The following is a 25,025-nucleotide window of genomic DNA, read 5'->3' as shown; positions in this document are numbered from 1 at the left end:
CCGTAGCCGTCTGAGTAATCGTCACTCCACGCAAGCAGCACGACAGTTCGCGACGCCGAGTCTGCGAACTACCACGCAGCGTGGCGGCTATCCGACAACGTCGAGGTAGGCGGCCATGTCCCGCATCTCCGTCGTCAGGGTGCGCTTCCGCTTGCTCAAGATCTCCTGCATGGTCTCGGCGGCCGAGTTCTGGTGCCTGAGCCACTCGGGGGCGGCTTCCCGGACCCGGGTCAGTTCGTCCATCGCCGCCGACAGGTCTCCGGTGCGGGTGTGGGCTCGCGCGACGTCGAGGGTGAAGCGGTTCCCGTCGTTGGTACTGGGCCTGCCCAGGCGCTTCCACGCCCTGGGCGATAGCGCCTCTTCCTCGTCTGCTTTCCGTACGACCGCGCGGGCGTCCCCGATGACCATGGAGTCTTCGAGTGCCTTCAGGGCGGCGGTGACGGGGCCGAAGACGGACCAGTGCCGGGAGAGGTTGCGGTGCGCGGTGCCGACGGCGGTTGCCGCCACCCGCGCCGCCTTGCGGTACTCCTTGGCTTCGTCCGGGCGGTTGTTGCGGGCGGCTGCGGCTGCGGCCTCCATGGCAAGCCCGCCCCATACCGCGTAGTGGTCCGGCTCGGCCCCGGTGATCTTCGGCTCGACCGCGTCCATGCTCTCGGCGGCGATCCGCTCCGCCTCGTCCAGTCGGCCCTGACGTACCAGCAGCCAGCACATGCCGCCGACGCCGGAGCCTGCCGCGAGCATGTCCCCGCTCTGCTTGGCGTCCGCGATGGCTCCGCTCAGGGCCGCGTACGCGATGTCGTACTGCCTCACCTGAGTGAGGTAGGTGCCGGCCAGGCGCAGCGCCTCGGCACGGGCCATGAGGGCTTGCCGGTGCTCGTCTCCGCTGTCGTAGTAGGCCACGGCCAGGGAGGCATCGCGTAGCAGGCCGGGAAGTTGGGCGGCGACGCTCTTGTAGCTGTCGGAGAAGTACAGTTCTCGCGCGTCTCGTACGGTACGGCTGAAGGTGCGGAGGTTCGGTTCCTCGCCTGCGACTTCGACGGCCTGGTCCACAAGCCCGACGGCTGGGGTGAGGACGGCGCGAAGCTGGATCAGGTTGAGCCGGTTCGGCTCCTCGGCCCGCCCTATGGGCTCCGGCGCGTCCGGCGCCATCAGCGCGGCGGTGGTCACCCCCAGGGCGCGGGCAAGGGTGTGCAGCGTCTCCATGCGGACCGTCCCGCCCTGTTCGACCTTGCGGACCGTGCCCGGTGACACGCCTGCGGCGTGGGCCAGTTCCTCCTGGCTCATCCCGGCGCGACGCCGGTACTTGCGGACGTTGTCGGCCAGTTCCGTAGTCATCCCGTTCACCACCTCCAGCGCCACGGTACGCCGGACGGGCGCATCAACCGGTGGCTATCCGGCAGATACCCGCCAGGGAGCGATCACCACCCCCGCACGGGGCCGGGCTCCGGCAGAACCGCCGCCTGAGCGGGTGGGGTCCCTCGTCGGTCGGGCAGCTTCGCCGTGCCAGGGTTCTCCGGGGGCCGCCAAGGCTCACATCGTGACGCGTGCGCTCGGCCTTGGCGGCCCCCGGGGGTTCCTGGTACGCCTCCGGTGATCGGGCGACGAGGGACCCCACCCGCGACCCGCGACCACTCACCACGACGAAGCCGCACCCCACATTCGGCCCCCTGCCCCCTCGGAGTGAGGGCCGGGGTCTGGGGCAGCGCCCCAGGTCGTTCGCTGTCTGGGCTGTTGCGCGCCCGGACCGGCGGGGCCGACGGCAAGCGGGGCGGAGACAGGAGCGGGCGGCGGCCCCGCAGGGCCGGAGCGCGCGCGGGCCGCGTCAGCGGGCCGCCTTGATCAAGTAAAGAAACTCTGAACAGCTCACTCATCTGCTGGCATGCCCGACCCTGGGAGCTGTTCGGTGCTGCTTCGCTTGGAGCGCTTCAGATCTGGAAGCCGCGTTCGGCCAGTCGGTCGCGCAAGCGTTGGGCGCTGGCCGCTTGCTCCTCGGGCGTGTAGTTGCCGCTGAGGCGCTTGCGTTGCTCCATGACGGCGCGCATGGCGTCGCGATGGGTGGTGGCGGCTTCGAACTCGGCGCTGGCCTTGGTGAACCGTTCCTCGGCGGCGGCGAGTTCGGCGGCTACCTCGTCGTCGCTCTTGCCGCTGAGCCGCACCGCTTCCTCGTCGGCCCGGCGCTGCGCCGCCATCTCCTCCAGCCCCTCGTTGTAGCGCTTAAGGAACTGATCGCGCGGGCTGAGCTCACGAACGAAGACGCCTCGACCCTGCACGGAGTAGATCAGCCCCTCCTCCTTGAGGACCCGCAGGGCGTTCTGTGCGGTGGAGTTGGCGATGCTGAACTGTTCTTGCAGTTCGCGGGCGGACGGCAGCTTGGCCCCTGGTGCGAGCTGGCCGTCCTGGATCTGCTTGCGGAGTGTGTCTGCGGTCCGTACGTACGGGGGGCGGGGATCGTCAGCGGGGCTGGTGGCGGTCTGCCATCCGCGCTGGAGATCACCGAGTCCGGTGTACGCGGGATCGGACTCGCCGGGATCCGTCCCGTCGTTTTCCGCTGCGGCCTCCGGCTCCCCTTCGGCCGGCATCTCCTGCGTGCGGACGTAGCTGCCCCTGCCGAGGACGGAGTAGATCAGCCCATCGCGCTTGAGGAGCCGCAGAGCGTTTTGGACGGTGGAGCTGGCGATGCCGAAGCGTCGTTGCAGCTCGCGCGCGGCGGGGAGGCGCTCGCCTGGACGTAGCTCGCCGTCGTGGATGGCGGCGCGCAGGACGTCGGCGGCCTGGACGTACGGCGGCCGGGGGTCCTCTCCCAGGGGCAGCTTCATGGCATGAGGGTAGCGGCGTCGGCGCTCGCGGCACACCCGGGCGTCCTCGGCGTTCCAGACGTATCGGCGTAGCGATACGAATCGACCGTTGCGCGTGTAGCGGGCGTAGCGCTATGGTCATGGCGAGTCGATCAAGCGGCTCCACCGAACAAGGGGTGTGATGGCATGGCCATGACTCGAATCCGTGTTGCCCTGCTGCCGTCGGCGGTGTGCATCGCGGGCACCGACCCGGCATTGAAGATCAAGGACCAGCAGACCGGGGAGGTCGCCACCGACCGGGAGACCGGCGCGTCGCTGTACACGGTGACCGTGATGCTCATGGAGGACGGCCGCGCCGAAGTCCTGAAGATCACCGTCCCGGAGACTGGCCTGGCGGCCGGGCTGAAGCCGGGGGCGATGGTGCGGCCGGTGGAGCTGTTCGCGACCCCGTGGGCGCGGCTCTTCAACGGTCAGCTCTCCGACGGCGTCGCCTACCGGGCTTCCCGCCTGGAACTGGTGACGGTGGAGGCGAACCAGTGACCCGCTTCGAACACCACTCGTCGGAGCGGGGGTTGACCTTGCTGCGGCCCCTGACTGGTACGGAAGGCAAGGCCACCTTCGCCGTCTCGGCTGCCGTGCTCGATGTCCTCGGCCTGGCCCCGGAACAGGCGACCCGCCTCGACCTGGGCGACGTGTTCCGCCTGATACGCGAAGAGGGGGCCTGACATGGAAGCCATCACGGGATACGCCTCGTACGCGCTGCCGATCACTACGGCGCTCATCGGTGTGTGGCTGGTGTGGACGGTGGTGCGCTACGTGCGGGCCGACAAGGGCACGCGGGTCAGCATGCGGCAGGCCGTCCGGGTCCGCTGGGGCTGGGTACGCCTCGCGCGGATGGCGGGGCTGACGGTCACCGACAAGACCCCGAGCCTGCTCACGCAGATCACCGCCCAGAAGGACAGTCCCCCGCCCGCTCCCCGGGTCCTGACGCCGAAGATCAAGGTCAAGCCCGACCAGTACGGCGTGATCGTGCAGGCTCGGACGCTGCCGCAGGTCGGGCTGGAGGAGTACCAGAAGTCGGCGCGGTTCCTGGCCGATGCCTGGCGGTGCACGCGGGTATCCGTGCTGCCCGACGGCCCCGGCAAGGTCGTGATCCGGGGCGTGCGCTCCGACCCGCTCACCATGCCCACCCGCCATCGGCCCACCGGCCGCCTGCTCGCGGACCTGACGCGCTGGGAGCTGGGCGTGGACGAGTACGCCTCCCGGGTGTGCGTGTCCCTGGCCAACGTGCCCGGAGTGACGGTGGCCGGCGTCCCGGGTGCGGGCAAGACCTCGGGGGTCAACAAGTTCGTCTGCGACTTCGCACCGTCCCCGGCCGTGCAGATCGCGGGCGCGGACGGAAAGGTGTCACGGGCCTCGGAGGGGGACTACGCCGACCTGGTCAAGCGGATGTTCGCGTTCTGCGGGGATGACCTGGACGAGGCGAACGCGCTGTTCAAGCGTCTGGTGGAGCTGCGCAAGCGGCGCTCGGCGACCATCCGGGACGTGCTGGGCGTGAAGAACATGTGGCACGTCGGCCCCTCTCCGGAGTGGCCGCTCACGGTCCTGATCATCGATGAGGCGCACACGTATTTCCGTGAGTACAAGGGCAGCGACGCCGAGACGAAACGTTTGGCCGCGTTGACGGCGGAGAACGCCCGGCTGGTGGAGGACCTGGTCAAGAAGGGGCGCAGCGTCGGCATCCTGGTGATGCTGATCAGCCAGAAGACCACCGGCGACGCCATCCCCACGTTCATCCGAGACGTGTGCCCCATTGGGCTGTCCTTCGCGCAGAAGACGGTGGAGGCAGCGGTGGCCGCGCTGGGTGAGGACATCCGTAACTGGCCCGATGCCAGCCCGGTGACCTTGCAGGACCCCGCCTACGTCGGCGTTGCGGTGATGGCGATGCAGGGCCGCCCCGGCTACACCCGCATCCGCACCCCCTACGTCTCCGACACCGACGCAGCCCGCGTCGCGGACGCCACTTCGCACCTGACCGCCGACCCGGACCTGTGCCTGGACGCCCTCCTGCACTCGACCGGCCGGACGGCAAGGCTCGCACCCTCACTCACCAAGTGACCCCGAAACGCCCACACCAGAAGGGAGGTTGAGAACATGGCGGAGGAACGGTTCACCCGACGCACCGTGACCGTGGTCATGGCGGTCATCACGGCCCTGGCCTTCGTCTTCTCCTTCGGTAACGTCTGGGCGCTCGCCCTGCGGCTCGGCGTGCCCCGTCCGATCGCGCCGCTGATCGCCCCCATGGTGGACCTGTCCGTCGTCGGGCTCCTGGTCGCCCTGCGGTTCCTGGCCCTGCGCGGGGTGCCCAAGGCGGAGTTGCGGGCCGGTACGCGGCTGCTGCACCTGTGCGGGCTGCTCACTCTCGCGCTGAACACCGCCGAACCGCTGCTGACCGGACGTTACGGACGGGCCTGCCTGGACACCGTCGCCCCGCTCCTGCTCCTCGGCTGGGGCCACGTCGGCCCCGCCCTCCTCACCCAGTTCCACACCTATGCCCGCCCCACTCCGCACCTGGAGGCCACTGCCGCCACGCTTGCCGCCGAGCCGGTGCCCGACGAAGCACCCGCCCCTGAATCGGCACCTCCGACGTCCGTCCCGGCCGTTGTCGTCTCTCCGGCCGAGGAACTGGAGCCCGCTCCGACTCCGGCCGCCGTTCCGCCGGTCACCGTCGCCAAGACGCCCCGTCCTGCCTCCGGCCCGGCCCTACCGGCCGCCCTGCTGGACGCGGCCCGGCACATCGCCGACGCCCACCGCGCCGAGCACGGAACACCGATCACGGCCGCCCGCCTGGGAACGCGCATGGGCATCGCCCTGCCGGTGGCCACCGCCGCGCTCGCGCAGCTCTGACCCCCCGCGCCCTCGCCGGCCGCATCACACCTTCCTGAATCCACGCCCGCTCATGGGCCTGGTTCGCCATGCCCTGAGCAACGCCAACACGCCTCCCTGCCTGGCTGGTTGCTGCTCGGGGCCATCCACCCCGACAGAAGGGACACGCCCCGAATGGTCACCCTGGACCTGCGCCACGTGGCAAGCCCCGCCGTGCGGGACCTGCTCCACCTGGTCAACCACCCCGACTTCGATCGCGTACAGCAGCAGATCGAACGCCTCGGCGGCTGCACCGAACCCGTCCGCCTGACCGGCCACACCACCACCGTCGACACCACGACCGGTGAGGTACTGCGCGCCTACACGTCCTCCGCCGAGCCCACGGGCAGTCTGCTCACCGCGTGCGGCAACCGCCGCTCCTCCCGCTGCCCGGCCTGCTCCCGCCTCTACGCCGCCGACACCTACCACCTCATCCGCGCCGGCCTGACCGGCGGCAAGACCGTGCCCGACACCGTCCGCACCCACCCCCGCGTCTTCGCCACCCTCACCGCCCCCTCCTTCGGCCCCGTCCACAACTGCCCCGACACCCGGCGCTGCCGCTGCGGCACCCGCCACGAACCCACAGACCCCCTGCTGGGCACGCCTCTCAACCCGGCGACGTACGACTACGCGGGCGCGGTCCTCTTCAACGCCCACGCCGGAGCCCTGTGGGCCCGCTTCACCACCTACCTGCGCCGCGAACTCGCCGTCCGGCTCGGCCTCACCCAGAAGGCCGCCCGCGCCGTCCTGCGGGTCTCCTTCGCCAAGGTCGCCGAGTACCAGAAGCGCGGACTGGTCCACTTCCACGCCGTGATCCGACTCGACGGCCCCGACGGCAACACCCAGCCCCCACCCGCCCACGCCACTGTCGCCGTGCTCTCTGACGCCATCCGCGCCGCCGCACCGCGCGCCCGCATCTCCGTCGACTCCGACGCGGTCGGGGAACGCGAACTCGGCTGGGGCCAGCAGCTCGACGTGCGCGAGATCGCCGCCTTCGGCACCGACGCCGAACTCAGCGACCAGGCCGTAGCCGCCTACGTCGCGAAGTACGCCACCAAGTCCGCCGACGCCTCCGGCACCCTCGACCGCGCCCTGCACTGCCGCCCCTGCCAGGGACGCGGCGCCACCCTCCTGCCCCACGGAGCCCCGCTCCCCTGCACCACCTGCGACGGCACCGGACAGACCCGGCCAGTGCCCCGCCTCGCCGTCGCCCGCCACGTCCGCCAGATGATCCGCACCTGCTGGGAACTGGGTCGCCTGCCGGAGTTCGCCGACCTCAAGCTCTGGAAGTGGGCGCACATGCTCGGCTTCCGCGGCCACTTCTCCACCAAGTCCCGCAGCTACTCCACCACCCTGAGCGCGCTGCGCGCCGCCCGCCGCACCTGGCGCAACGAACAGTCCCACGCCCATGCCGGCCTGCCCAAGCACGACCCGGCCACCACGCTCGTCGTCGGCCAGTGGGACTACCTCGGCTCGGGCTACAGCCCCGGCGCAGCCCTCCTCGCCGCCCACGTCTGGCACCGCAGTGAACTGGAACGGCAGTTCACGGCCGAAGGGGGCTGCTGATGACCTCGCCCCCATCCGCTGTCCGTCACGCCGAGGCGGCACCGGCACTGGATCTGCTCACGGTCCCCCAGGTCATGGCCCGCCTCCAGCTCGGTCGCTCCGCCGTCTACGACCTGCTCCGCACCGGACAGCTCGCCTCGATCACCCTCGGCCGAGCCCGCCGCATCCCCACCCACGCGCTGACCGACTTCATCCGCACCCGCCTCGAACAGGATGCCGCCTGATGACCACACCCCGCGACACCCCCGCCCCCTCGCGCCGCGTCCGCGCCAACGGCGACGGAACCGTCTACCAGCGCAAGGACAGCCGCTGGGAAGCCGCCGGATACGTGCTCGCCCCCGGCAACACCCGCAAGCGCATCCGCGTCTACGGCACCACCCGCAAGGAAGCGCTGGCCAAACTCACCGAGAAGATCGCCGCCAGCAACCGCGGCGTCCCCGCGCCCTCCGCGCAGGGCAGCCTGGCCGCATACCTGACGTACTGGCTGGAGAACGTCGCCGTCCACCAGCTCCGCGAGAACACTCACACCCGCTACACCGCCGTCGCCCAGCTCTACGTGATCCCCGGCCTCGGACGGAAGAAGCTCGCCAAGCTCACCGCCAAGGACGTCCGCACTTGGCTCAACCAGCTCCGCACCACCTGCCAGTGCTGCACACGCGGCCTCGACGCGACCCGCGACCAACCCCGCTGCTGCGCTGCCGGAAAGTGCTGCTCCAGACGGCTCTCGCCGCTGACCCTCGCCTACGTACACTCCGTCCTCAAGTCCGCCCTGGAGCATGCGGTGCGCGAGGAGGAGATCCCGCGCAACGTTGCCCGCAACGTCCGCACTGGCACACCCCGACCCCGCCGCTTCGAACCCCTCACCGCCGACGAAGCCCGCACGTTCCTGGTCGCCACCAACGGTCACCGGTTGCAGCCGCTGTTCGAACTCGCTCTGCACACCGGGCTCCGCAAGGGCGAACTCCTCGGCCTGCGCTGGGAGGACCTCGACTTGGCCGGCGGAACCGCCAGCATCCGACGCACCCTCCAACGCACCAACTCCGGCGGCCTGACCGCCCTCCCGACCAAGACCCAGAGCTCCGAACGACGCATCGCCCTACCGACACCGTGCCTACGCTCTCTCGAACAGCACCGTGACCGACAACTCCAGGAACGCGACGCAGCAGGGACGGGATGGAAGGACAGCGGCTACGTCTTCACCCGCACCGACGGCGCTCCGATCGAAGGGTCCACCCTCACCCGGCACTTCAACACCCTGCTCCACCAGGCAAGGCTCCGCCGCATCCGCTTCCATGACCTCCGCCACTCGACCGCCACCCTCCTCCTGGAACAGGGCGTCGAACTCGTCGTGATCAAGGAGCTGTTGGGGCACGCCCACATCGGCGTCACCGCCACCGTCTACGCCCACGTCAGGCTCCGCCTCCAACGCGACGCCATCGACCTCCTTGGCTACGCCCTCCGCAACCCCAGCGAGATCACCGGCAAGCCCGACGACGGCGACGAACCACCGCTCTGCGCGGCGCCCGTCCGCTGACGTTGCCGTCAACTACTGCCGTCAAGAGCCCCAGAGGCCCCGCCGGATTCAAAAACTTCCGGCGGGGCCTCTGGCTTGTTCAAACTGACAGCTCCTGCTGCGCCTCGGCGTACGAATTAGCCGGGACAAGCTCGGACATCTTCCTGAAGAAGATCATCCCAGCTGCCTTGACAGCTTCCAGGAAATCCGCGGATGAAGCATTTACCGTCTTCGTTTCTTCGCCAATCTTGGCGGCCACCAAGACGCGAGACCCTGCGGCCCGAAAAGAGAGCTTGATCGGCTGATCCGGGAAATACGTCTCCGCATATCCCGACGACTGCATTTTCGTCACCATCTCGGCGATATAACACCAGAGCTGGTCAACGTAGTCCCACTCGTCAGTGCCGATGATTTCCAATCCATCAACAGACAGCCGAATGGCACCTTCGATGTAGTCAAGGTCAGGCGGTGGGGTACGGCAGGCTTCCACCTGCACGAACCCGCCATCCGCGACCTTCAGGAACGTCTCAATCTCAACCACGTCTCAGGTCCTTCGATGATGGTTATTGCGGATAGAACTGACCCACTCGACCCCTATTCATGCCGAGTACGTAATCGACGCCGTTGACATTCCCGCGGATCTGATACATGCCTTGACTGCCTCGCTGAACCAACGTATCGCGATTTTGCCGCATTACTTGACCGATAGCACCTTGGACGTCATCAACGCTCATGCCCGAATCGAAGAAGGACTGTGTTTTCTTCACCGAACCATCCCAATACTTCGGGTGATGACGAGTGAGGATGTGCTCCATTCCCTTCTTATCGAGCAAGAAGGACTGATTCCCGAACTGGAACCGCTGACTGCTCCAGTCTCGGAGAGCAGGAAGGCACCCTCCGCTGTTATGCACCAGGACCGGCGTCTGACCAGCGAGTACATAGTACGTGTGGAGACCTTCGACCGTCAGGTCGTACGTATCTTGATCAGCGTTATACGTACGGGTCGCAACGAGGGGCACTGCCTCGCCAGTATCCATAGTGAGCGTCATGCCCGGGTTCAGCTCAACGGCATCAATCCATTGCCGCTCAGACTCCGACCAGAACGGATGGTGACCGGTGGCCTCGATCACTCGAACGCCATCGGCAGTCCGGATGCTGAGATCGACGAACCGCTTGTCGTTCTTGGTGAAGATCTCCGAAGTTACAGTCTTGCTGGTCGTCTCACCCGTTTGGGGGTCTGCTGCAAGTACCTTGTCGCCAATTTCTATTTCCTCGATTGGCTTAGACTCGCCGTTGGCGAGCAGCACTGAAGTGCCCTCGACGAAACTGTGCCGGCCGACGAGGCACTCCACCGGAAACGACTTGCCTCGCTTGAACCCGTTTACTAGTCCCTTGAACAGGGCTCCCAATGCCTTGGAGCCACCCTTTGTCGCATAGGAGACTCCAATATCGAGCAGGGCGGATTTACAAGCCCCACCATCTCCGGCTGCGACACAGTCGTAATGATCACGTACGCCAATTTCTTCGAGGATATCAACGTCAGGAGAATTGCCGAACCATCCCAACGCGTGAACAGTTCTACAGAACTCATCACTTTCACCAAAGCATTGCGAGCGAGCCCACATCTCCACGTGCCATTGATAGTCCATATTTTCGCGATAAAGCAAAGTCCCCTTTAGTTCCTCAAAGGTGGGAATTTTGCGCCCTGCAATAGATATGGACTCAGGCTTCGCAGCGACGTCGCCCTTCTGCGCGACGCTATGAGTGGTGAGGGAAGTTCCGCCGCTGATTACGCCGCCGCCTGTGGGGTTTCCTCCGCTGGAGAGGCTGCCGTCTCCTCGCGTGGCGACGCCGGAGCCGCATCCCATGCCGAACTGGGGGCCGCAGGCGAGCATCAGGCCCGACGGGTCGCTGTACGTGACCGGGTTGTTGTTGGCGTAGGCGTAGCCGTTCATCTGCATCGGGTCGGTGATGTCGATGAGCGGGTCGACGGAGATGAAGCGGCCCAGGGTGGGGTCGTACTCGCGGGCGCCGATGTGGGTGAGGCCGGTGGCGGGGTCGTCGATGCCGGTGCCGAGGAAGGAGTCGCGGCCGGGCCAGGCGGTGGGCTCGGTACCTCGGGGATTGCCGAAGGGGTCGAACTTGCGGCGCTGGACGGCCATGGTGGCGTCGAGGGTGACGGCGGTGGTGGCCGTGTTGTGGTGGTCGGCCAGCAGGACGGTGAGCTCGTGCTCGTCCCGGTTGGCGCTGCCTCCGGTGGAGCGGACGGTGGTGGGCGCGCCGGGGTGGCTGTAGTAGCGGCGGGCCTCGGTGGCCTGGCCGAAGGTGTCGACGGTGATCTGGGCGTCGCCGAGGAAGAGGGTCGCGCCGGTTGAGGTGTTCTCGATCAGGCGGTTGCCGTCGGCGTCGTAGATGTAGGTGACGTCGTTCGTGCCGTCGCCCGTGGTGTCGACGCCGGTGACCTTGTTCTGGCTGTTCCACGTGAGCTTTTGTGTGTCACCTCCTATCTGGCGCTCCGTGGTGTTGCCGGCCGCGTCGTAGGCGTAGGTCTGGAGGGATTCCACCGTGCCCGTCGGGGACTTCTCGGTGGAGTTGACCTGGGTGAGGGTGTGGGGCTGGGCGGAGTCGTAGGTGTAGGTGTGGCTGTCGGTGTAGGCGCTGTCGGTGAGGTCGTGGTCGGTGAAGGTGGTGCGGTTGCCGATGGCGTCGTAGGTGAAGGTGTGCCAGTAGCCGTCGGAGTCCGGGCCGAGGGTCAGGTCGGCCGGGTCGGGGGCGGCGTCGACGGCGGTGCCGTTGCGCGGGCAGGAGGCGGTCAGGGCCGTCCAGGCGTGGCGGAGCTGGCCGAGGTTGTCGTAGCTGAAGCACTGCCGGTCGGGCAGCATTTCGGTCGTCGCGTCGGTGACGGAGGTGACGTTGCCGGTGACGTCGTAGGTGTAGCCGGTGTCCGTGAGCCGGTGGGGGCCCGCCTTCTCGCGGTCGGTGATGGTGCGGTCGAGGCGCCGGGTGTGGACGTCGTACTCGGCGGTCGACCAGACGCGGTGGGGGGCTTCGCCGGAGACGGTGCGCAGGACCTCGCCGAAGGGGCTGTAGGTGGCGTCGGCGGTGTACCAGTCGTGGCCGGACGTGGTGATCGGCATGCCCTCGCCGTTGTAGCGGGTGATCACCTTCTCGGCGGGCAGGCCGCCGGGGGTGGCCGGGAGGGTGGTGGTCTGGGGCTGGCCGGTCGGGGTGTAGGTCTGGCCGTACTCGTAGACGCCGGAGAGGCCGGTGGTGTCCGGGGTCATGGGGATGGTGACGCGGGTGCCGGTGGGCCGGTACTCGACGTCGTACCCGGTGACCTCGGTGGTGTAGGCGTCGCCGTCGGTGTAGCGGGTGGAGGCGACGGGGAGGCCCTTGGCCTGGTAGAGGCTGTCGTAGGTCCAGGACGCGAGGAGGGTGCCGGTGGCGGAGTCCTCGCGGAGTTCGGTCTTGCGGCCGAGGACGTCGTACGTCGTGTGCTGGGTCTGGCCGCGGGAGTTGGTGGAGGTGACCTGGCGGTCGAGGGCGTCGTAGGTGAAGCTTCCGGCACCCATGTCGGGGTCGGTGGTGCGGGTGAGGCGGCCCCGGGCGTCGTACTCGTAGGTCCACTCGTTGCCCTCGGCGTCGGTCACCTTGGTGTGGTTGCCGCGGGCGTCGTAGGTGTAGCGGGTGTCGTTCCAGGTGGACAGGTCGGTCGCCGTCGCGTGCTGGACGAGGGTGGTGCGGCCGAGGGCGTCGGTCCAGGTCCTGACGGCGCGGCTGCCCCGCCGCGGGGTGGTGCCGTCGGCGGCCATGCCGGAGCGGGCGAGGGTCCAGTCGCCGCCGTAGGAGGTCACGGAGGTGTGGTCGACCTCGCCGGCGTGCAGGACGGTGGTCTTGACCGGGCGGCCCATGCCGTCGTAGGCGGTCTCCGAGGAGTGCGGGACGACGAAGACGCTCTCGGGGACGAAGAGTTCGGCCTTCGGCTCGCCCGTGGCGAGGTAGCCGTTGTCGGTGGCGGCGACGGAGCCGAGCGTGTTGTGACGGGTGTCGGTGATGATCCGGCCGCCGCCGAGGGCCTCGGTCTGGGTCTGGCGGGGGCGGAGGAGGCCGTCGAGGAGGGTGACGGAGTCCGCGTAGGTGCCGTTGTCGCGCAGGGTGCGGGAGGTGATGGCGGGCGGGGCGTCCTCGTCGATCTGGTACGCGAAGGTCTGCGCGGCCTTGTCGGTGGCGGGGTCCTGCGACGGGGTCCACACGGCCGTGCTGCGGCCGAGGTTGTCGTAGGCCAGAGTCGTCGTGCGCGCGTTGGTGTCGGTGGTCGTGAGCGGGGTGCCGCGGCCGGGGTCGACGGTGGTGGTCGTGGTGTGGCCGAGGGGGTTGGTCGTCGTCGTGGAGAACGCGGGGCCGGTGGCGGGCGAGAAGCTCGTCCGGGTGACGTTGTCCTCGGCGTCGGTGACGGAGAGGGCGCGGCCGAGGGCGTCGAACGTGGTGCGCGCGGAGGTGATCCAGCCGGTGCCCGCGGCGTCGACGGTGTCGACCTGGAAGGGCAGGCCCCGGGTGGGGGTCTGGCCGAAGGCGTCGAGGGCGTCGTAGGAGGTGCGGGTGTCGGAGACGACGTCGTCGCCGGTGGCCGTGGCGGCCTGGGCGCAGTCGCCGGTGGTGACGCGCTGCCGGGACGTGAGCCCGATGAGGTGCTTGCTCGTGTTGTGGACGTAGGTGTTGGTGGTGCACACCTGGTTGCCCGTGGTGTGGCCGCCGCTGCCGTCGGGCGTGAGGGTGTAGGCGTAGGACGTCTCGGGGAGGTCGTAGACGGCGTCGAAGGTGTTGACGGTGCGGACCGTGCGCTCGCCGTCGCTGACCTTGCGGATGCTGTCGGTGCGCTCGACGCCGGTGCGGTACGCCTCCTGTGGCGGGAGGCCGTCGCCGCGGGTGCGGGAGGCCGTCAGCTTCGACCAGGGCCAGCTCACCGTGCGGGCCTCGACGGTGCCGCCGGCCTGGTCGTAGGTGAGGGTCTCGGCGGCCATGCCCTGGTAGGGCAGCAGGTCCTCGGCGATCGTGACGCCGGTGGAGTCCTTGATCGTGACGGTGGCCCGTCCCGCGTCCTCGGACATGCCGCGGAAGTAGCGGGTGCGGGTCTGGGTCTGAACGGTGGCGTCGTGGTCGCCGGTGTTCTGCGTCAGGCCCTGCTTGACGACGACGGAGCCGTAGCCGCGCCACTGGTTGTACGTGCGCAGCTCGGGCTTGGAGAAGACGTCGCTGTCCTTGGCCCAGGCGGCGTCGCCCTCGTAGGTGTAGGTGGTGACGACGTCGGGCTGGCGGGCGACGCGGTCCTTCTGCACGACCTTGGTGACGACGTACTTGTTGAACCACTCGATCTTCGGCGTCTCCAGCTCCGGGTCCGGGGACCAGTGCACGGGGAAGCAGCGGGAGCCGTTGGTCAGCGGGTCGGGTGAGGCGCCGATGGCGCAGGGCGCGGAGTAGGTGACCTGGATCTCGCCGCCGGTCTCGGTGCGGATCGTCTCGACGCGGAGGCGGTCGAAGTCGGGGGTGGGGTCGGTGGACGAGCGGGCGACGCGGTTGGGCATGTCGACGACGTTCGGCAGGAACGTCACCGGGGGCAGCATCGTGCTGTCGCCGTCCGGGCCGTAGCCGGTGCGGGTGATGGACTCCAGCCACAGCGGCGGGTGGGTGTCGGTGCGCTGCCGGGGGAAGGAGTGCTCCAGCGCCCAGACGTCGACCTTGGACAGGGCCGTCGAGCCGGGGGTGCGCTGGGCGTACGTCGTGACGGCGGAGAGCCGCTTGCGGGTCCAGAAGGTGGGCGAGGAGACGTAGCAGTTCTCGGCGTCGGCCTTGCAGTGCAGGGTGGACGGGGTGTCCCACCAGGGCTGCTTGTCCGCGTAGTTGGTGGAGTCGAAGTCGGCGTCCGAGCAGTCGACCGTGCCTTCCTTGATGCAGCGCTCCGCGACGGAGAAGCTCACGCGGGCGGCCGGGGGGCCGTCGAGGTCGGCGGCGCGCAGGCCGTACTCGATCTTCTTCGGGTAGCCGCCGCGGACGTAGGAGACGTGCTCCTTGAACTTGCCGTTCTTGGCGTAGTGGTTGGTCTCCCTGGCCCAGTCGATGACCATGGCGTTGCCGTGGACGTCCTCGACGTAGTCCAGGTTCCAGCGCCACGCCTGCGTGCAGGAGGAGTCCTTGAAGGCGGTGGCGTGGCAGGGCTCGCCCGCGTGGTTGCCGAAGACGGGCGCGGTGAAGACGGAGTTGGTGTCGGGGCGGCCGCCACCGACGGCGTGCTTGCCGAACCAGTGCCGGGTGCCGTCGCGGGTCGTCACGACCCAGTACTCGCCGTCGTCGTCCCCGTTAGCGAGGGCGATGTCCTTCTTCAACTCGACCTTGGCGCCGCTGTCGGAGGCGGGCGTCCACACGCCGTCGTCGAGGACGAGTTCCGTCGTCGCGCCGCCCAGGGACATGACGACGTGGTCGCCTGCCCAGCACAGGTCCGACTTCTTCTTGTCCGTCGCGTTGTCGTTGTTGGGCGTGCCGTCGCGGTCCTCGGAGCAGGAGCGGTAGCGGCGCTCGACGAAGCCGGGGTGGTAGTTCCAGCCGTCACCGACCCAGGACGCCTGGCCGTTGGCCACCGACGTCTTGCCGTCCACCGCCTGCGAGGAGTAGTGGAAGCCGACGCTCGGCCCCGGACCGGCCGGGGCCGCCGGGAGGTTCAGCGGGTACGACCAGGAGAAACCGCCGCCCGAGCCGCCGGCCGTCCACGAGCCCGTCGGGGACAGGTCGGTGGCCTTGTACGTGCCGCCCGCGCCGGACGCGGAGTCCGTCGCCGCCAGCACCATGGGGCCGCCGCCGGACTGCGTCGTCAGCCCCGAGGCCTGCGCCATCGCCGGGTCGACCGTCGCCCGCACCGTGTCCGAGCCGGCGTCGTTCTGCGAGGGCACCTCGACCGGCACCGTGCACTCCGGCAGCTCCGGCGTCGTCAGAAAGCACTCGGGGAGCTGCTCCAGCTTCAGCCGCGAGGCCCACTCGGTGCCGTACAGGTCCTCGAAGGCGGAGTAGTCCAGCTCGACGTCGACGGGGGTGGCCTCCGTCGAGGGCGGCGTCACGGTGATGAGCGCGCCGTCCACGCCGACGCCCTCCACCGTCGTGCGCGGCTCGACCTCCACGCCCCAGGTGCCCGACGGCTCCGGGGGCGTCGGGTTGGTCTCGGTCGGGCTCGCCTTGCCGAGGCTGACGGGCAGGTCACCGGCCTGCACCAGCTCCTCGCCCGCCGCGTCCAACGGCACGTCCGCGGTGCCGCCCGGGGGAACGGCGACATCGGTCGGCTCGTACTCGACCGGGGGCGTCAGGTCCCCGGCCCACTCGGCGAGTTCGGCGGCCTTGACCTCGTCCAGCGGAGCGACGGCCTCCTGCTGGAGGTCAGTCAGGTCCGGGCCGTTGCGGTCGTCACCCGGGGGGATCGCCAGGGCCGCCTGAGCGGGCAGCAGCGTCACCACCATCAGCGCCGACAGCGAGACCCCGAGGCCCCGCCGCACGCGGCTGCCGCCACCGGTCAGTCCCCGCCGTCCTCGCCACCCGGAACGCCGGAACCAATTCCGCGTGGCGTGCGTAGACACAGTGGAGACCCCCAGGGAATTGCCGCGCAGGACAGCGAGCGCGACCCACACAGAAGTGACACAGAACCGCGAGAACTATGCGCATTTCATGAGCATGAGTCCACCGTTCCCGGGGTTATGTGACATGCCTCACCGGACCATTTCGTGCGGGTATTCACGAAGCAGCAAATTTACAGCGCTTCTTGATGTCATGTTCAATATGACAACTTCTCAGATATAAGGCCACGCAGCCTGCCAGGAGTGTAGAAATGTCGACATGACGACCATGCGTGGCGGCCTGTTTGCACCACTGTGCCGGATTTGACACTGCCGGTCCGGCGTTCATGCCGGATGCATCCCCGGATTTCTCACTGCACTCCTTCGGCCGGGAACTTCCCCACCGCACGGAACCGACAGGTGACGAAACCGTGGAGATGGGTCATGCTCTGCTCGCATTAACTGCGCGCGGACACGGTCCCGCGCGCGAATCCGGATCTCAGTGGGGGAAGCAACGCATGACCGCCGTGGAAGGCTCCGAGGAAGCATCAGATGCGGCCGGGAAGGCCGCGGTTTCCTCACGACCTTCCCGCCGTCTCCCCTTCATGTCCCGCCGAAGTGCCGGTGGCCTGGCGGCTCTCCTCGCCACGGCATTGGCCGTACCGCTGCTCATACTCGGGTCTGGTGATGAGGACGAGGCGGCCCCGCAGGCACGAGACGGTCAGACACGGGCCGAGCCGCCCCTGGACGCACCCGGGGCGATGAAACGGGCCAGAGAGACGGGCAAGGACGTCGAGGTCAAGGCGGAGCGCACCGCCGAATCCACCACGTGGGCCCAGCCGGACGGGCACTTCCGCACCCGCATCCACAGCGACACCATCCGCGCCCGCACCGACGACGGCTGGCAGAAGATCGACACCGACCTGGAAAAGGCCAAGGGCGGCTACGCGCCCAAGGCCGTCAACGACCCACTCCTCTTCAGCGCAGGGAGCACGGGCGGACATCGGGCCCAGGGCCGTAGGACCGGTGAGGACTCCGGCGGCTGGACCCCGCTCGTCACCATGGCCGTCGGCGACCACGAGATGACCGTGCAGTGGCCGGGGCCACTGCCCGAGCCGCTCGTGAGCGGCCCGCGGGCCCTCTACGAGGACATCCGCCCCGGTATCGACCTTCTCCTCACCGCCCGTGACAGCGGCTACTCACACCTCCTCATCATCCATGACAACAAGGCCGCCCAGGACCCGCTCCTGAAGCAGCTGCGCTACCGGCTCGACTCCCCCACCCTCGACTTCCACCTGGACCAGGCCTCCGGCACTGTTCAGGCACTCACACCCGAGGGTGAGGAGATGGCCGCCTCCCCCACTCAGTTCGCCTGGGATTCCGCCGGCAAGCCGGCCACCACCATGGGCGAGACACCGACCGCGCCCCAAGAGAACAACGACACTCTGAACCTTGCCGGACTCGCCGGGCCTCAGCCGGGCACGCACGACGCACGCCTCAAGACCGCTCTCACCGACGGCGCCCTCACCATCACCCCGGACGCCGGACTGCTGACCGGCGAGGACACCGTCTACCCCGTCTTCATCGACCCCTCCTTCAAGGGGCACAAGACGAACTGGACCCTGCTCTACGCCAAGTACGCGGACTCCAGCTTCTGGAACGGCCAGAACTACAACGACGGCACCAACGAAGCCCGCGTCGGCTATGAGGAAGACACCGGTGGGCTCTCCCGGTCCGTCTTCACCTTCGAGCACGACAGCACGCTGAACGGCGCCGAGGTCCAAAGCGCCTACCTCCGGGCCCTGCAGACCTATTCATGGGGGTGCGCTGCCCGCGAGTACCGGGTCTGGCAGACCGGAAAGATCAGCAGCACCAGTACCTGGAGCAACCAGCCGACGTGGAAGCGCGTGATCTCGGAGAACACCAACGGTCACGGCTACGACAGTTCCTGCCCGGACAAGTGGGTCGCCCATGACATCACCTCACTGGCCCGGGACGCCGCCGCCGGCGGATGGTCGACCATCACCCTCGGGCTCAGGGCCACGAACGAGTCGGACACGAACGCCTGGAAGAAGTTCCGCGCCAACGGGGAAAACTCGCCCTACATCGACATCACCTACAACCACAGGCCCGACGACCCCACCGGACTGACCATGTCCCCGGGCCCGGGCTGCGACCGGGAGAGCCCGTACGGCTCCGTCGGCAAGTCGGACCTCACGTTCCGCGCCCGTGGCTCCGACCCGGACGGCGACCTCAGCACGCTGCACTTCCGGATCTGGCCGACCGGGAACTTCGAGAACCTGCTGTACGACGGTGAGCGCGCCACCGACAGCAACGGCTACGCGAGCGTCACCCTGCCCTGGGAGACGTTCGACCACGACGTCGAGTACACGTGGGCCGTGCGAGCCGTGGACGAGGAGGGCCGGGCATCGCGCTTCTCGCCCTTCCCCAAGCCCTACTGCGCCTTCGTGGTCGATCACGTGCGGCCGCCGTCCCCGTCGGTGACCTCCGCGGCCTTCCCGCCCCCGGGCGAGGACGGATCGACCTGGTCCACCATCCCGTTCGGCAACCCGGGCGACTTCACCTTCAGCGTCACCAGCGCGGCCGAAGACGTCGCCGCGTACGAGTACAGCCTGAACGAGGGGTCCTACGACCAGCCCGTGGCAGCCGAAGAGGACGGTACGGCCACGGTCTCCCTCAAGCCCTCCTACGCGGGGCCGAATCACCTGTACGTGAGAGCGGTCGACTCCTCGGGCAACCGGTCCGCCCGTACGCGCTACCGGTTCCACGTGACCCCGCCTTCCGGCCTCGACGCCCCCGGTGACCTGAACGGTGACGGACACCCCGACCTCGTCGCGATCGACGACGACGGCAATCTCCGCACCTATCCCGCTGACGACCGCGGCGATCCGCACATCCACGGCACCGGGGCGCACGACGCAGGGCAGGCTCTCCCGGACGGCTACTGGGCGGACGCGACCGACGAGCCAGCCCTGATCAGCCACACCGGCGACTGGTTCCCCGGCGACGGCATCACCGACCTCCTCGCCCGCATGCCCGACGGCAAGCTGTACCTCTACCCCGGAGACGGCTACGGCAGCTTCGACGTCAGCCAGCGCCTACCCGTACTGCTTCCGGACGGCGCACCCGACTCGGCCGAACTCACCGAGGTCGTCACGACGGACGACATCACGGGAGACGGTCATCCGGACGCCCTCGCCATCGCCGGTGACGAACTGTGGGCCTTCAGCGGCTACACCGGCGGCGCGTTCACCGAGGCCCGTCTGTTGGAGACGGACACCGCGTGGGCGACCCGTGACCTCGTCATCGTCGACGATCTGACCGGCGACAACGCCACCGACCTGCTGTTCCGCACCGGCATCTCGGGCGCGGGCCTGCAGCTCCGGCACGGCAGGGCGGACGCGGGCGGCGGCGTGGACCTCGCTTCGCTCGGCTCCGCGGCGGCATCCGGGACCGGTCAGGACGAGGTGTACGACACCTCCGCCTGGCTGCCCGAACACCTGCCCGTCCTGCGTGGCACACCGGACGTCACGGGGGACGGCATCCCGGACTTCTGGGCAACGGCGTACACGGGGGTCCTGTTCCTCTATCCGGGCGGCCCGCAGACACACGGCACACGCTACGAGGTCGGGATCAGCGGCTGGCAGTACATCCCCGCCCTCGGCTGACCCGGCGAACGCGAAGCACACGACCGTAGGAAAGCCAGGAAGGAAAGGTGTCCGTGGACACAGCTGAGCAGACCGAGAAGGCGCCGGGACGGCTGCTCCGGCGCAGGCGATCCAAGCTCACCGTGCTGTGCATCCTGCTCGCCACCACCGCCGCCGTGCCCTTCGCCGTACACAGCGAAGAGAGCGAGAACAGGCGACCGCGCCCCCAGGACAGCCAGGCCCAGGGCGAACCGGGTCCGCTGGAGGCGGCCGAGGCGATGGAGCAGGCCCGGAAGACCGGCAAGGACGTCGAGGTGGAGGCGGAGCGCACCGCGTCGTCCACTACCTGGGCCCAGCCCGACGGGCTCCTGCGCACGCGCACCTACAGCGACACCGTCCGCGCCCGGACGGCTGACGGCTGGGAGAAGATCGACACCGACCTGGAGAAGGTGAAGGGCGGCTACGCTCCCAAGGCGGTCAACGATCCCCTGCTGTTCAGCGCGGGCACCTCGGGCGGCCACCGGACGCAGCTCGGCACGGAGGAAGTCGCATCCGACACGGCCGACGCCGTCTGGACGCCTCTGGTCACCATGACGACGGGGGGCCACGAGCTCGCCGTCAGCTGGCCCGGCCCCCTTCCCGAGCCCGTGGTCAACGGCCCGCGCGCCCTGTACGAGAACGTCCGGCCGGACATCGACCTGCTTCTGACCGCCCGTGACAGCGGCTACTCGCACGTGCTCATCGTGCACACGCCGGAAGCCGCCGAGGACCCGCTGCTGGAGGAGCTGCGCTACCGGCTCGCCTCTCCCAGCCTCGACTTCCGCATCGACGAGACGACCGGCACCGTCCAGGCGCTCACGGAGGACGGCGAGGAGATGGCCGCCTCACCCACGCCCTTCGCGTGGGACTCGGCGGGCATGCGCACCACCGGCGGCGAGGCGGCCTCCGAGGCGGGGGCCGCCAGCGCCCTCGGTCTGCCGGGGCTGGCCGGACCGCAGCCCGGCACCCACGACGCGCGTCTCGAAGCCCGGCTCGGCGACGACGACGTTCTCTCCGTCACTCCTGACGCCGCCCTGCTGAACGCCGAGGACACCGTCTACCCCGTCTTCGTCGACCCCTCGTTCAAAGGACACAAGCAGAGCTGGACCCTGCTCTACGCGAAGTACCGCTCCTCCAGTTTCTGGAACGGCCAGAACTTCAATGACGGCACCAACCACGCCCGGGTGGGATACGAGAACACCACCGGCGGCCTCTCCCGCTCGGTGTTCAACTTCGAGCACGACGGGTCGCTGCTGAAGGGCGCGACCGTCCAGTCCGCGACCCTGCGCCTCCTCCAGACCTACTCCTGGGGTTGCTCGGCCCGGCGGTACGACGTCTGGCTGACGTCCAAGGTCACGAGCAGCCACACCTGGGACAACCAGCCCTCGTGGAGCCGGCGTCTGTCCTCGCTGACCAACGGCTACGGCTACGACCCCAGCTCCTGTCCAGACCGTTGGGTCGGCATGGACGTGAAGTCCGCCGCGCAGGACGCCGCCGACGGGGGCTGGAACGTCATCGCCCTGGGGCTTCGCGCGTACAACGAGAGTGACACGTACGCGTGGAAGAAGGTCCGGGCGAACGGTGAGAATTCCCCCTACATCGAGATCACCTACAACCGCAGGCCCGACCAGCCCACAGCCCAGACGATGACGCCGGGCCCGGACTGCGACCTGACCAGCCCCTACTCCTCGGTGGGCAAGTCCGACCTGACGTTCCGGGCCAAGGGTTCCGATCCAGACGGCAACTTGAAGGACCTCCAGTTCCGGGTGTGGCCCGACGGTGACTACGGCAGCATCCTCGTCAACACCTACGTGAACGTCGACAGCAACGGCTACGCCAGCGTCGTCCTGCCCTGGGAGAATCTCACCAACGGCACGACCTACTCCTGGGACGTGCGGTCCCGCGACACCGAGAACGCGGGATCGGCCTACGCTCCCGACGGCAGCCAGCCGTGCAGGTTCGTCGTGGACCACACCGCGCCCCAGTCCCCCTCGGTGACCTCGTCCGACTTCCCGGCCGACGACGGGACCGAGGCGACGTGGTCGAACGTGCCGTTCGGCACGCCCGGCGCGTTCACCTTCGGGTCCGGGGGCAGCAGCGACGTCGTCCGGTACGAGTACAGCCTCAACTGGACCGGGTTCGCCTCGAAGGCCACGCCCGCCTCCCCCGGGCAGAGCGTGACCATCCCGTTCACGGCCCCGCTGGCCGGACCGAACGTGCTGTACGTCAGGGCGGTGGACTCCGTGGGGAACGTCTCCGCACAGACCGCCTACCGCTTCACCGTGACCCCGCGAGCGGGTCTCGACACCCCCGGCGACGTCACCGGTGACGGGTATCCGGACCTGCTCACCGTCACCTCCACCGGTCGGCTCAAGGCCTTCCCCGGCACGTCCGGCGGTGACCTGCACGCCGGGATGGACGCCTCGTACACCACGGAGGGCGGGGTGACGGAACCGACGCCGGACGGCTACTGGGACGGGGCGCTCATCACCCACAACGGCGACTGGCTGCCCGGGGACGGCATCCAGGACCTGGTGGCCCGCGTCGACGGCGGCCTGTACGTCTACCCGGGCGACGGCTACAGCGGCTTCGACGTCAGCCGCCGCCAGGAGGTGCTGCTTCCGGAGAACGCCCCCGCACCCAGCGCACTGACGCAGATCCTCTCGGTAGGCGACGTCGACGCGGACGGCCACCCGGACCTGTTCGCCAACGTGGGCGCGGAGCTGTGGGCCTTCGGCGGCTACAGCGGTGGAAGCTTCGCGACCGCCCACCGGCTGACGACGGGGGCGTGGGACACCCGGGACCTCGTCCTCGTCGGAGATCTGACCGGCGACGGCACTGCCGACCTGATCTTCCGCACCCACGGCGGCAACCTGTGGATGCGCGAGGGCAAGTCCGACGAGGACGGCAAGGGCACGGACATGCTCTCCCTGGGCACGGCGGCCAGCTCACGCACCGGGAGCGACATCCTCTACGGCGACTCGGGCTGGGAGCCGGCCAACGTCCCGCTCCTCGTCGGCACGCCCGACGCCAACGGTGACGACGTGCCGGACATCTGGGTGATGTTCAAGAGCGGCAACGTCTACCGCTACCCCGGTGGCGCGACGACGCACGGGGCGCCGAAGCAGGTGATCAGCGACGCCGGCGAGGGCACCGACTGGACGCGTCCGGTGGCCATCGGCTGAGGGCGCGTGGGCCCAAGCTCCAGTGGGGCGCTAGGGGTGGGGGCTAGCGTGCCTCGTGGCCGGTGACGGCTACGCGGGGAGGCAGGCCATGCGGAGGGTTCCCTTACAGGTCGACGGCGGCGGCGTGGTGCCGCTGCCGGGCATGGGCCCGGACGCGGGTGACGGCGGCGGCCGGGGGCGGGTGCACCGGCGGACGGTGTGGCGGCGGGGGCCGGACGGCGCCGAGTACCGGGTGCGCCGGTCGCACCCGGCGGGGCCGTCGCGGGCCGCCGTCGTCCTCGCGGGCCCCGGCAGCGTGGCCGGCCTGGACGAGGAAGGGACCGACGCCCGGCTGCTGGCCCGGCTGACGCGCCGGTTGGTGGCCGCGGGGGCGCAGGTCCTGGAGTGCGACATGCCGCGGCGGGAGCCGGGGCTTCCGGTGAACGGGACCGACGAGGAGGCCCGCGCCGACCGGCTGGAGCAATTGGTGGCGGCGCACCGGCATCTGGTGGCCGGGCCGCTCGGGCTGGTCGGGTTCTCGCTCGGGGGGATGGCGGTGCTGCGGCTGCTGGAGTCGGGGCGGCTGCGCCGCGCGGACCGGGTCGTGCTGGTGGGCATCGTGCTGGCGGAGGAGTCGTTCCTCGACGCCGAGGTGGGCTCCGTCGACCTCGTCTACGGCGGGCTTGACCTCGTCGGCTATCTGACGGACGAGCGGGCGCGGCGGCCCGGATCGCTGCCGCCCGCCGTGCTGGGCCCGGAGACGTACGGGGAGTGGTCGGCGCGCCGGGTGGTGGGCCGGCATCCGCTCACCGTGCGCGTCCGGTTGCTGGAGGGGCTGGGGCACACCCTTCAGCCGCTGGTCCCCGAGGCCGTGCACGATCCGGTGGCCGCGCTCGCCGAGCGGGCTCTGCCACGGCTGTGACCACCCGACCCCACACGCGAAGAAGGCGTCAGACCATGCTCTCCAACCAGCGCTTCGGCAACGTGACGGACATCCCCGACGACCCCTTCGCCTCCCCGGACGAGGATCCCGGCTCCAGCCCGACGACGGAGGCCCTGCACGCGGCGCTCGGGCCCGCGCCGGGCGCCGCGATCTGCGATGTCGGCTGCGGGGCGGGTCACATGGCCCTGTCCTTCGCCGGCCAGAGACCGTCGCGGCTCGTGGGCGTCGATCCGGCGCCCGGGGCGCTGAAGACGTTCGCGGCGCGGGCCGCCGAACGGGCCCTGCCGGTCGAGACGGTGGAGGCGCGGGCGGAAGAACTTCCGCTGGATGAGGCCGCGTTCGACCTCGTCGTGTCGCGGTTCGCCGGGCACCGGTTCCGGGACGCGGCGGGGGCCGTGGCGGAGATGACGCGGTTGCTGCGGCCCGGCGGCAGGCTCGCCGTCGTCGACCTGGAGGGTCACGAGGAGCCGCTCGTCGACGCGTTCAACCATGCTCTGGCGGTGCTGCACGACCCGGGGCACCAGCGCAGTTGCACGTTGGCCGAGTGGATCGGCTTCTTCCAGCGGGCGGGGCTCAACGTGCCGGTGGCGCGGGGGTCGCTCGCGGAGAGCCGTGAGGGGGTGCCCGTCGGACGGTGGTGCGAGCGGGCGTCCTGCGGCGCGGAGGCCGAAGCGGCGATCCGGCAGCGGCTGGCCGAGGCTCCGCGGCACCATCTGGAAGCGCTGGGCATCCGGCGTGCCGGGGACGAGTTCCTGATGCCGCTGCGCGCCTGCCTGGTCGTCGGCGTCAAGCCGCTGACGGGATGCTGAGGGAGAGGGTC

General features: G+C 69.5%; 15 protein-coding genes. 11 read left to right on the top strand and 4 right to left on the bottom strand.

Annotated elements, in window-relative coordinates; translation table 11 throughout:
- Positions 1-87: 87 nt before the first annotated feature.
- Both O7609_RS16640 and O7609_RS16635 read right to left on the bottom strand, forming a co-directional pair.
- Complete coding sequence (locus O7609_RS16640) at positions 88-1,335, bottom strand: helix-turn-helix domain-containing protein (protein WP_269743811.1); 1,248 nt, start codon at positions 1,333-1,335, stop codon at positions 88-90.
- A 590-nt stretch (positions 1,336-1,925) separates the two neighbouring features.
- Positions 1,926-2,816 carry a GntR family transcriptional regulator gene (locus O7609_RS16635; protein ID WP_269743810.1) on the bottom strand — a complete coding sequence of 297 codons (891 nt, stop codon included), beginning with the start codon at positions 2,814-2,816 and terminating at the stop codon, positions 1,926-1,928.
- 165 nt (positions 2,817-2,981) lie between these two features.
- On the opposite strand from O7609_RS16635, the gene O7609_RS16630 reads away from it, so the two are divergent.
- The 7 genes from O7609_RS16630 to O7609_RS16600 all read left to right on the top strand — a co-directional run bounded on the left by O7609_RS16630 (position 2,982) and on the right by O7609_RS16600 (position 8,820).
- Positions 2,982-3,335, top strand: a complete 354-nt coding sequence (locus tag O7609_RS16630; protein WP_269743809.1) for an SCO3933 family regulatory protein — start codon at positions 2,982-2,984, stop codon at positions 3,333-3,335.
- Complete coding sequence (locus tag O7609_RS16625; RefSeq protein WP_269743808.1) at positions 3,332-3,520, top strand: hypothetical protein; 189 nt, start codon at positions 3,332-3,334, stop codon at positions 3,518-3,520. Before O7609_RS16630 ends, O7609_RS16625 begins: the two co-directional genes overlap by 4 nt.
- 1 nt (position 3,521) lies before the next feature.
- On the top strand, positions 3,522-4,913 hold the full coding sequence (locus O7609_RS16620) for a cell division protein FtsK (protein ID WP_269743807.1): 1,392 nt from the start codon (positions 3,522-3,524) through the stop codon (positions 4,911-4,913).
- Positions 4,914-4,949: 36 nt separating this feature from the next.
- On the top strand, positions 4,950-5,702 hold the full coding sequence (locus O7609_RS16615; RefSeq protein WP_269743806.1) for a DUF2637 domain-containing protein: 753 nt from the start codon (positions 4,950-4,952) through the stop codon (positions 5,700-5,702).
- A gap of 153 nt (positions 5,703-5,855) precedes the next feature.
- Positions 5,856-7,286 carry a replication initiator gene (locus O7609_RS16610; RefSeq protein WP_269743805.1) on the top strand — a complete coding sequence of 477 codons (1,431 nt, stop codon included), beginning with the start codon at positions 5,856-5,858 and terminating at the stop codon, positions 7,284-7,286.
- Entirely contained in the window at positions 7,286-7,510 is a 225-nt protein-coding gene (locus tag O7609_RS16605) for a helix-turn-helix domain-containing protein (protein ID WP_269743804.1), read from the top strand. The genes O7609_RS16610 and O7609_RS16605 overlap by 1 nt, the downstream gene beginning before the upstream one ends.
- Positions 7,510-8,820 carry a tyrosine-type recombinase/integrase gene (locus O7609_RS16600; RefSeq protein ID WP_269743803.1) on the top strand — a complete coding sequence of 437 codons (1,311 nt, stop codon included), beginning with the start codon at positions 7,510-7,512 and terminating at the stop codon, positions 8,818-8,820. The genes O7609_RS16605 and O7609_RS16600 overlap by 1 nt, the downstream gene beginning before the upstream one ends.
- A 79-nt stretch (positions 8,821-8,899) precedes the next feature.
- On the opposite strand, the gene O7609_RS16595 is transcribed toward O7609_RS16600, so the two are convergent.
- Positions 8,900-9,340, bottom strand: a complete 441-nt coding sequence (locus O7609_RS16595; RefSeq protein WP_269743802.1) for a hypothetical protein — start codon at positions 9,338-9,340, stop codon at positions 8,900-8,902.
- A gap of 22 nt (positions 9,341-9,362) precedes the next feature.
- Positions 9,363-16,334 (bottom strand): polymorphic toxin-type HINT domain-containing protein, encoded by a 6,972-nt coding sequence (locus tag O7609_RS16590; protein ID WP_269743801.1) that lies wholly within the window; start codon positions 16,332-16,334, stop codon positions 9,363-9,365.
- Between the two features lie 818 nt (positions 16,335-17,152).
- On the opposite strand from O7609_RS16590, the gene O7609_RS16585 reads away from it, so the two are divergent.
- The 4 genes from O7609_RS16585 (at position 17,153) to O7609_RS16570 (ending at position 25,014) form a co-directional block, all read left to right on the top strand.
- The gene (locus tag O7609_RS16585) at positions 17,153-20,080 is read left to right on the top strand and encodes a DNRLRE domain-containing protein (RefSeq protein ID WP_269743800.1); all 2,928 of its coding nucleotides are present in this window, start codon (positions 17,153-17,155) and stop codon (positions 20,078-20,080) included.
- Positions 20,081-20,133: 53 nt separating this feature from the next.
- Positions 20,134-23,283: a DNRLRE domain-containing protein gene (locus O7609_RS16580; RefSeq protein WP_269736190.1), complete on the top strand. Its 3,150-nt coding sequence runs from the start codon at positions 20,134-20,136 to the stop codon at positions 23,281-23,283.
- Positions 23,284-23,371: 88 nt separating this feature from the next.
- On the top strand, positions 23,372-24,184 hold the full coding sequence (locus O7609_RS16575; protein ID WP_269736191.1) for a hypothetical protein: 813 nt from the start codon (positions 23,372-23,374) through the stop codon (positions 24,182-24,184).
- 35 nt (positions 24,185-24,219) lie between these two features.
- Entirely contained in the window at positions 24,220-25,014 is a 795-nt protein-coding gene (locus O7609_RS16570) for a class I SAM-dependent methyltransferase (protein ID WP_269736192.1), read from the top strand.
- The last annotated feature ends 11 nt before the right edge of the window (positions 25,015-25,025 follow it).

The organism is Streptomyces sp. WMMC1477 (assembly GCF_027460245.1).
Taxonomy (GTDB): Bacteria; Actinomycetota; Actinomycetes; order Streptomycetales; family Streptomycetaceae; genus Streptomyces.
This window is presented reverse-complemented; position numbering and strand designations above follow the sequence as displayed.

Coding starts and splice junctions, on each gene's coding strand:
- O7609_RS16605 (WP_269743804.1), top strand. CDS start 7,286: ATGACCTCGCCCCCATCCGCTGTCCGTCACGCCGAGGCGGCACCGGCA.
- O7609_RS16630 (WP_269743809.1), top strand. CDS start 2,982: ATGGCCATGACTCGAATCCGTGTTGCCCTGCTGCCGTCGGCGGTGTGC.
- O7609_RS16615 (WP_269743806.1), top strand. CDS start 4,950: ATGGCGGAGGAACGGTTCACCCGACGCACCGTGACCGTGGTCATGGCG.
- O7609_RS16610 (WP_269743805.1), top strand. CDS start 5,856: ATGGTCACCCTGGACCTGCGCCACGTGGCAAGCCCCGCCGTGCGGGAC.
- O7609_RS16640 (WP_269743811.1), bottom strand. CDS start 1,335: ATGACTACGGAACTGGCCGACAACGTCCGCAAGTACCGGCGTCGCGCC.
- O7609_RS16600 (WP_269743803.1), top strand. CDS start 7,510: ATGACCACACCCCGCGACACCCCCGCCCCCTCGCGCCGCGTCCGCGCC.
- O7609_RS16620 (WP_269743807.1), top strand. CDS start 3,522: ATGGAAGCCATCACGGGATACGCCTCGTACGCGCTGCCGATCACTACG.
- O7609_RS16575 (WP_269736191.1), top strand. CDS start 23,372: ATGCGGAGGGTTCCCTTACAGGTCGACGGCGGCGGCGTGGTGCCGCTG.
- O7609_RS16570 (WP_269736192.1), top strand. CDS start 24,220: ATGCTCTCCAACCAGCGCTTCGGCAACGTGACGGACATCCCCGACGAC.
- O7609_RS16585 (WP_269743800.1), top strand. CDS start 17,153: ATGAAACGGGCCAGAGAGACGGGCAAGGACGTCGAGGTCAAGGCGGAG.
- O7609_RS16635 (WP_269743810.1), bottom strand. CDS start 2,816: ATGAAGCTGCCCCTGGGAGAGGACCCCCGGCCGCCGTACGTCCAGGCC.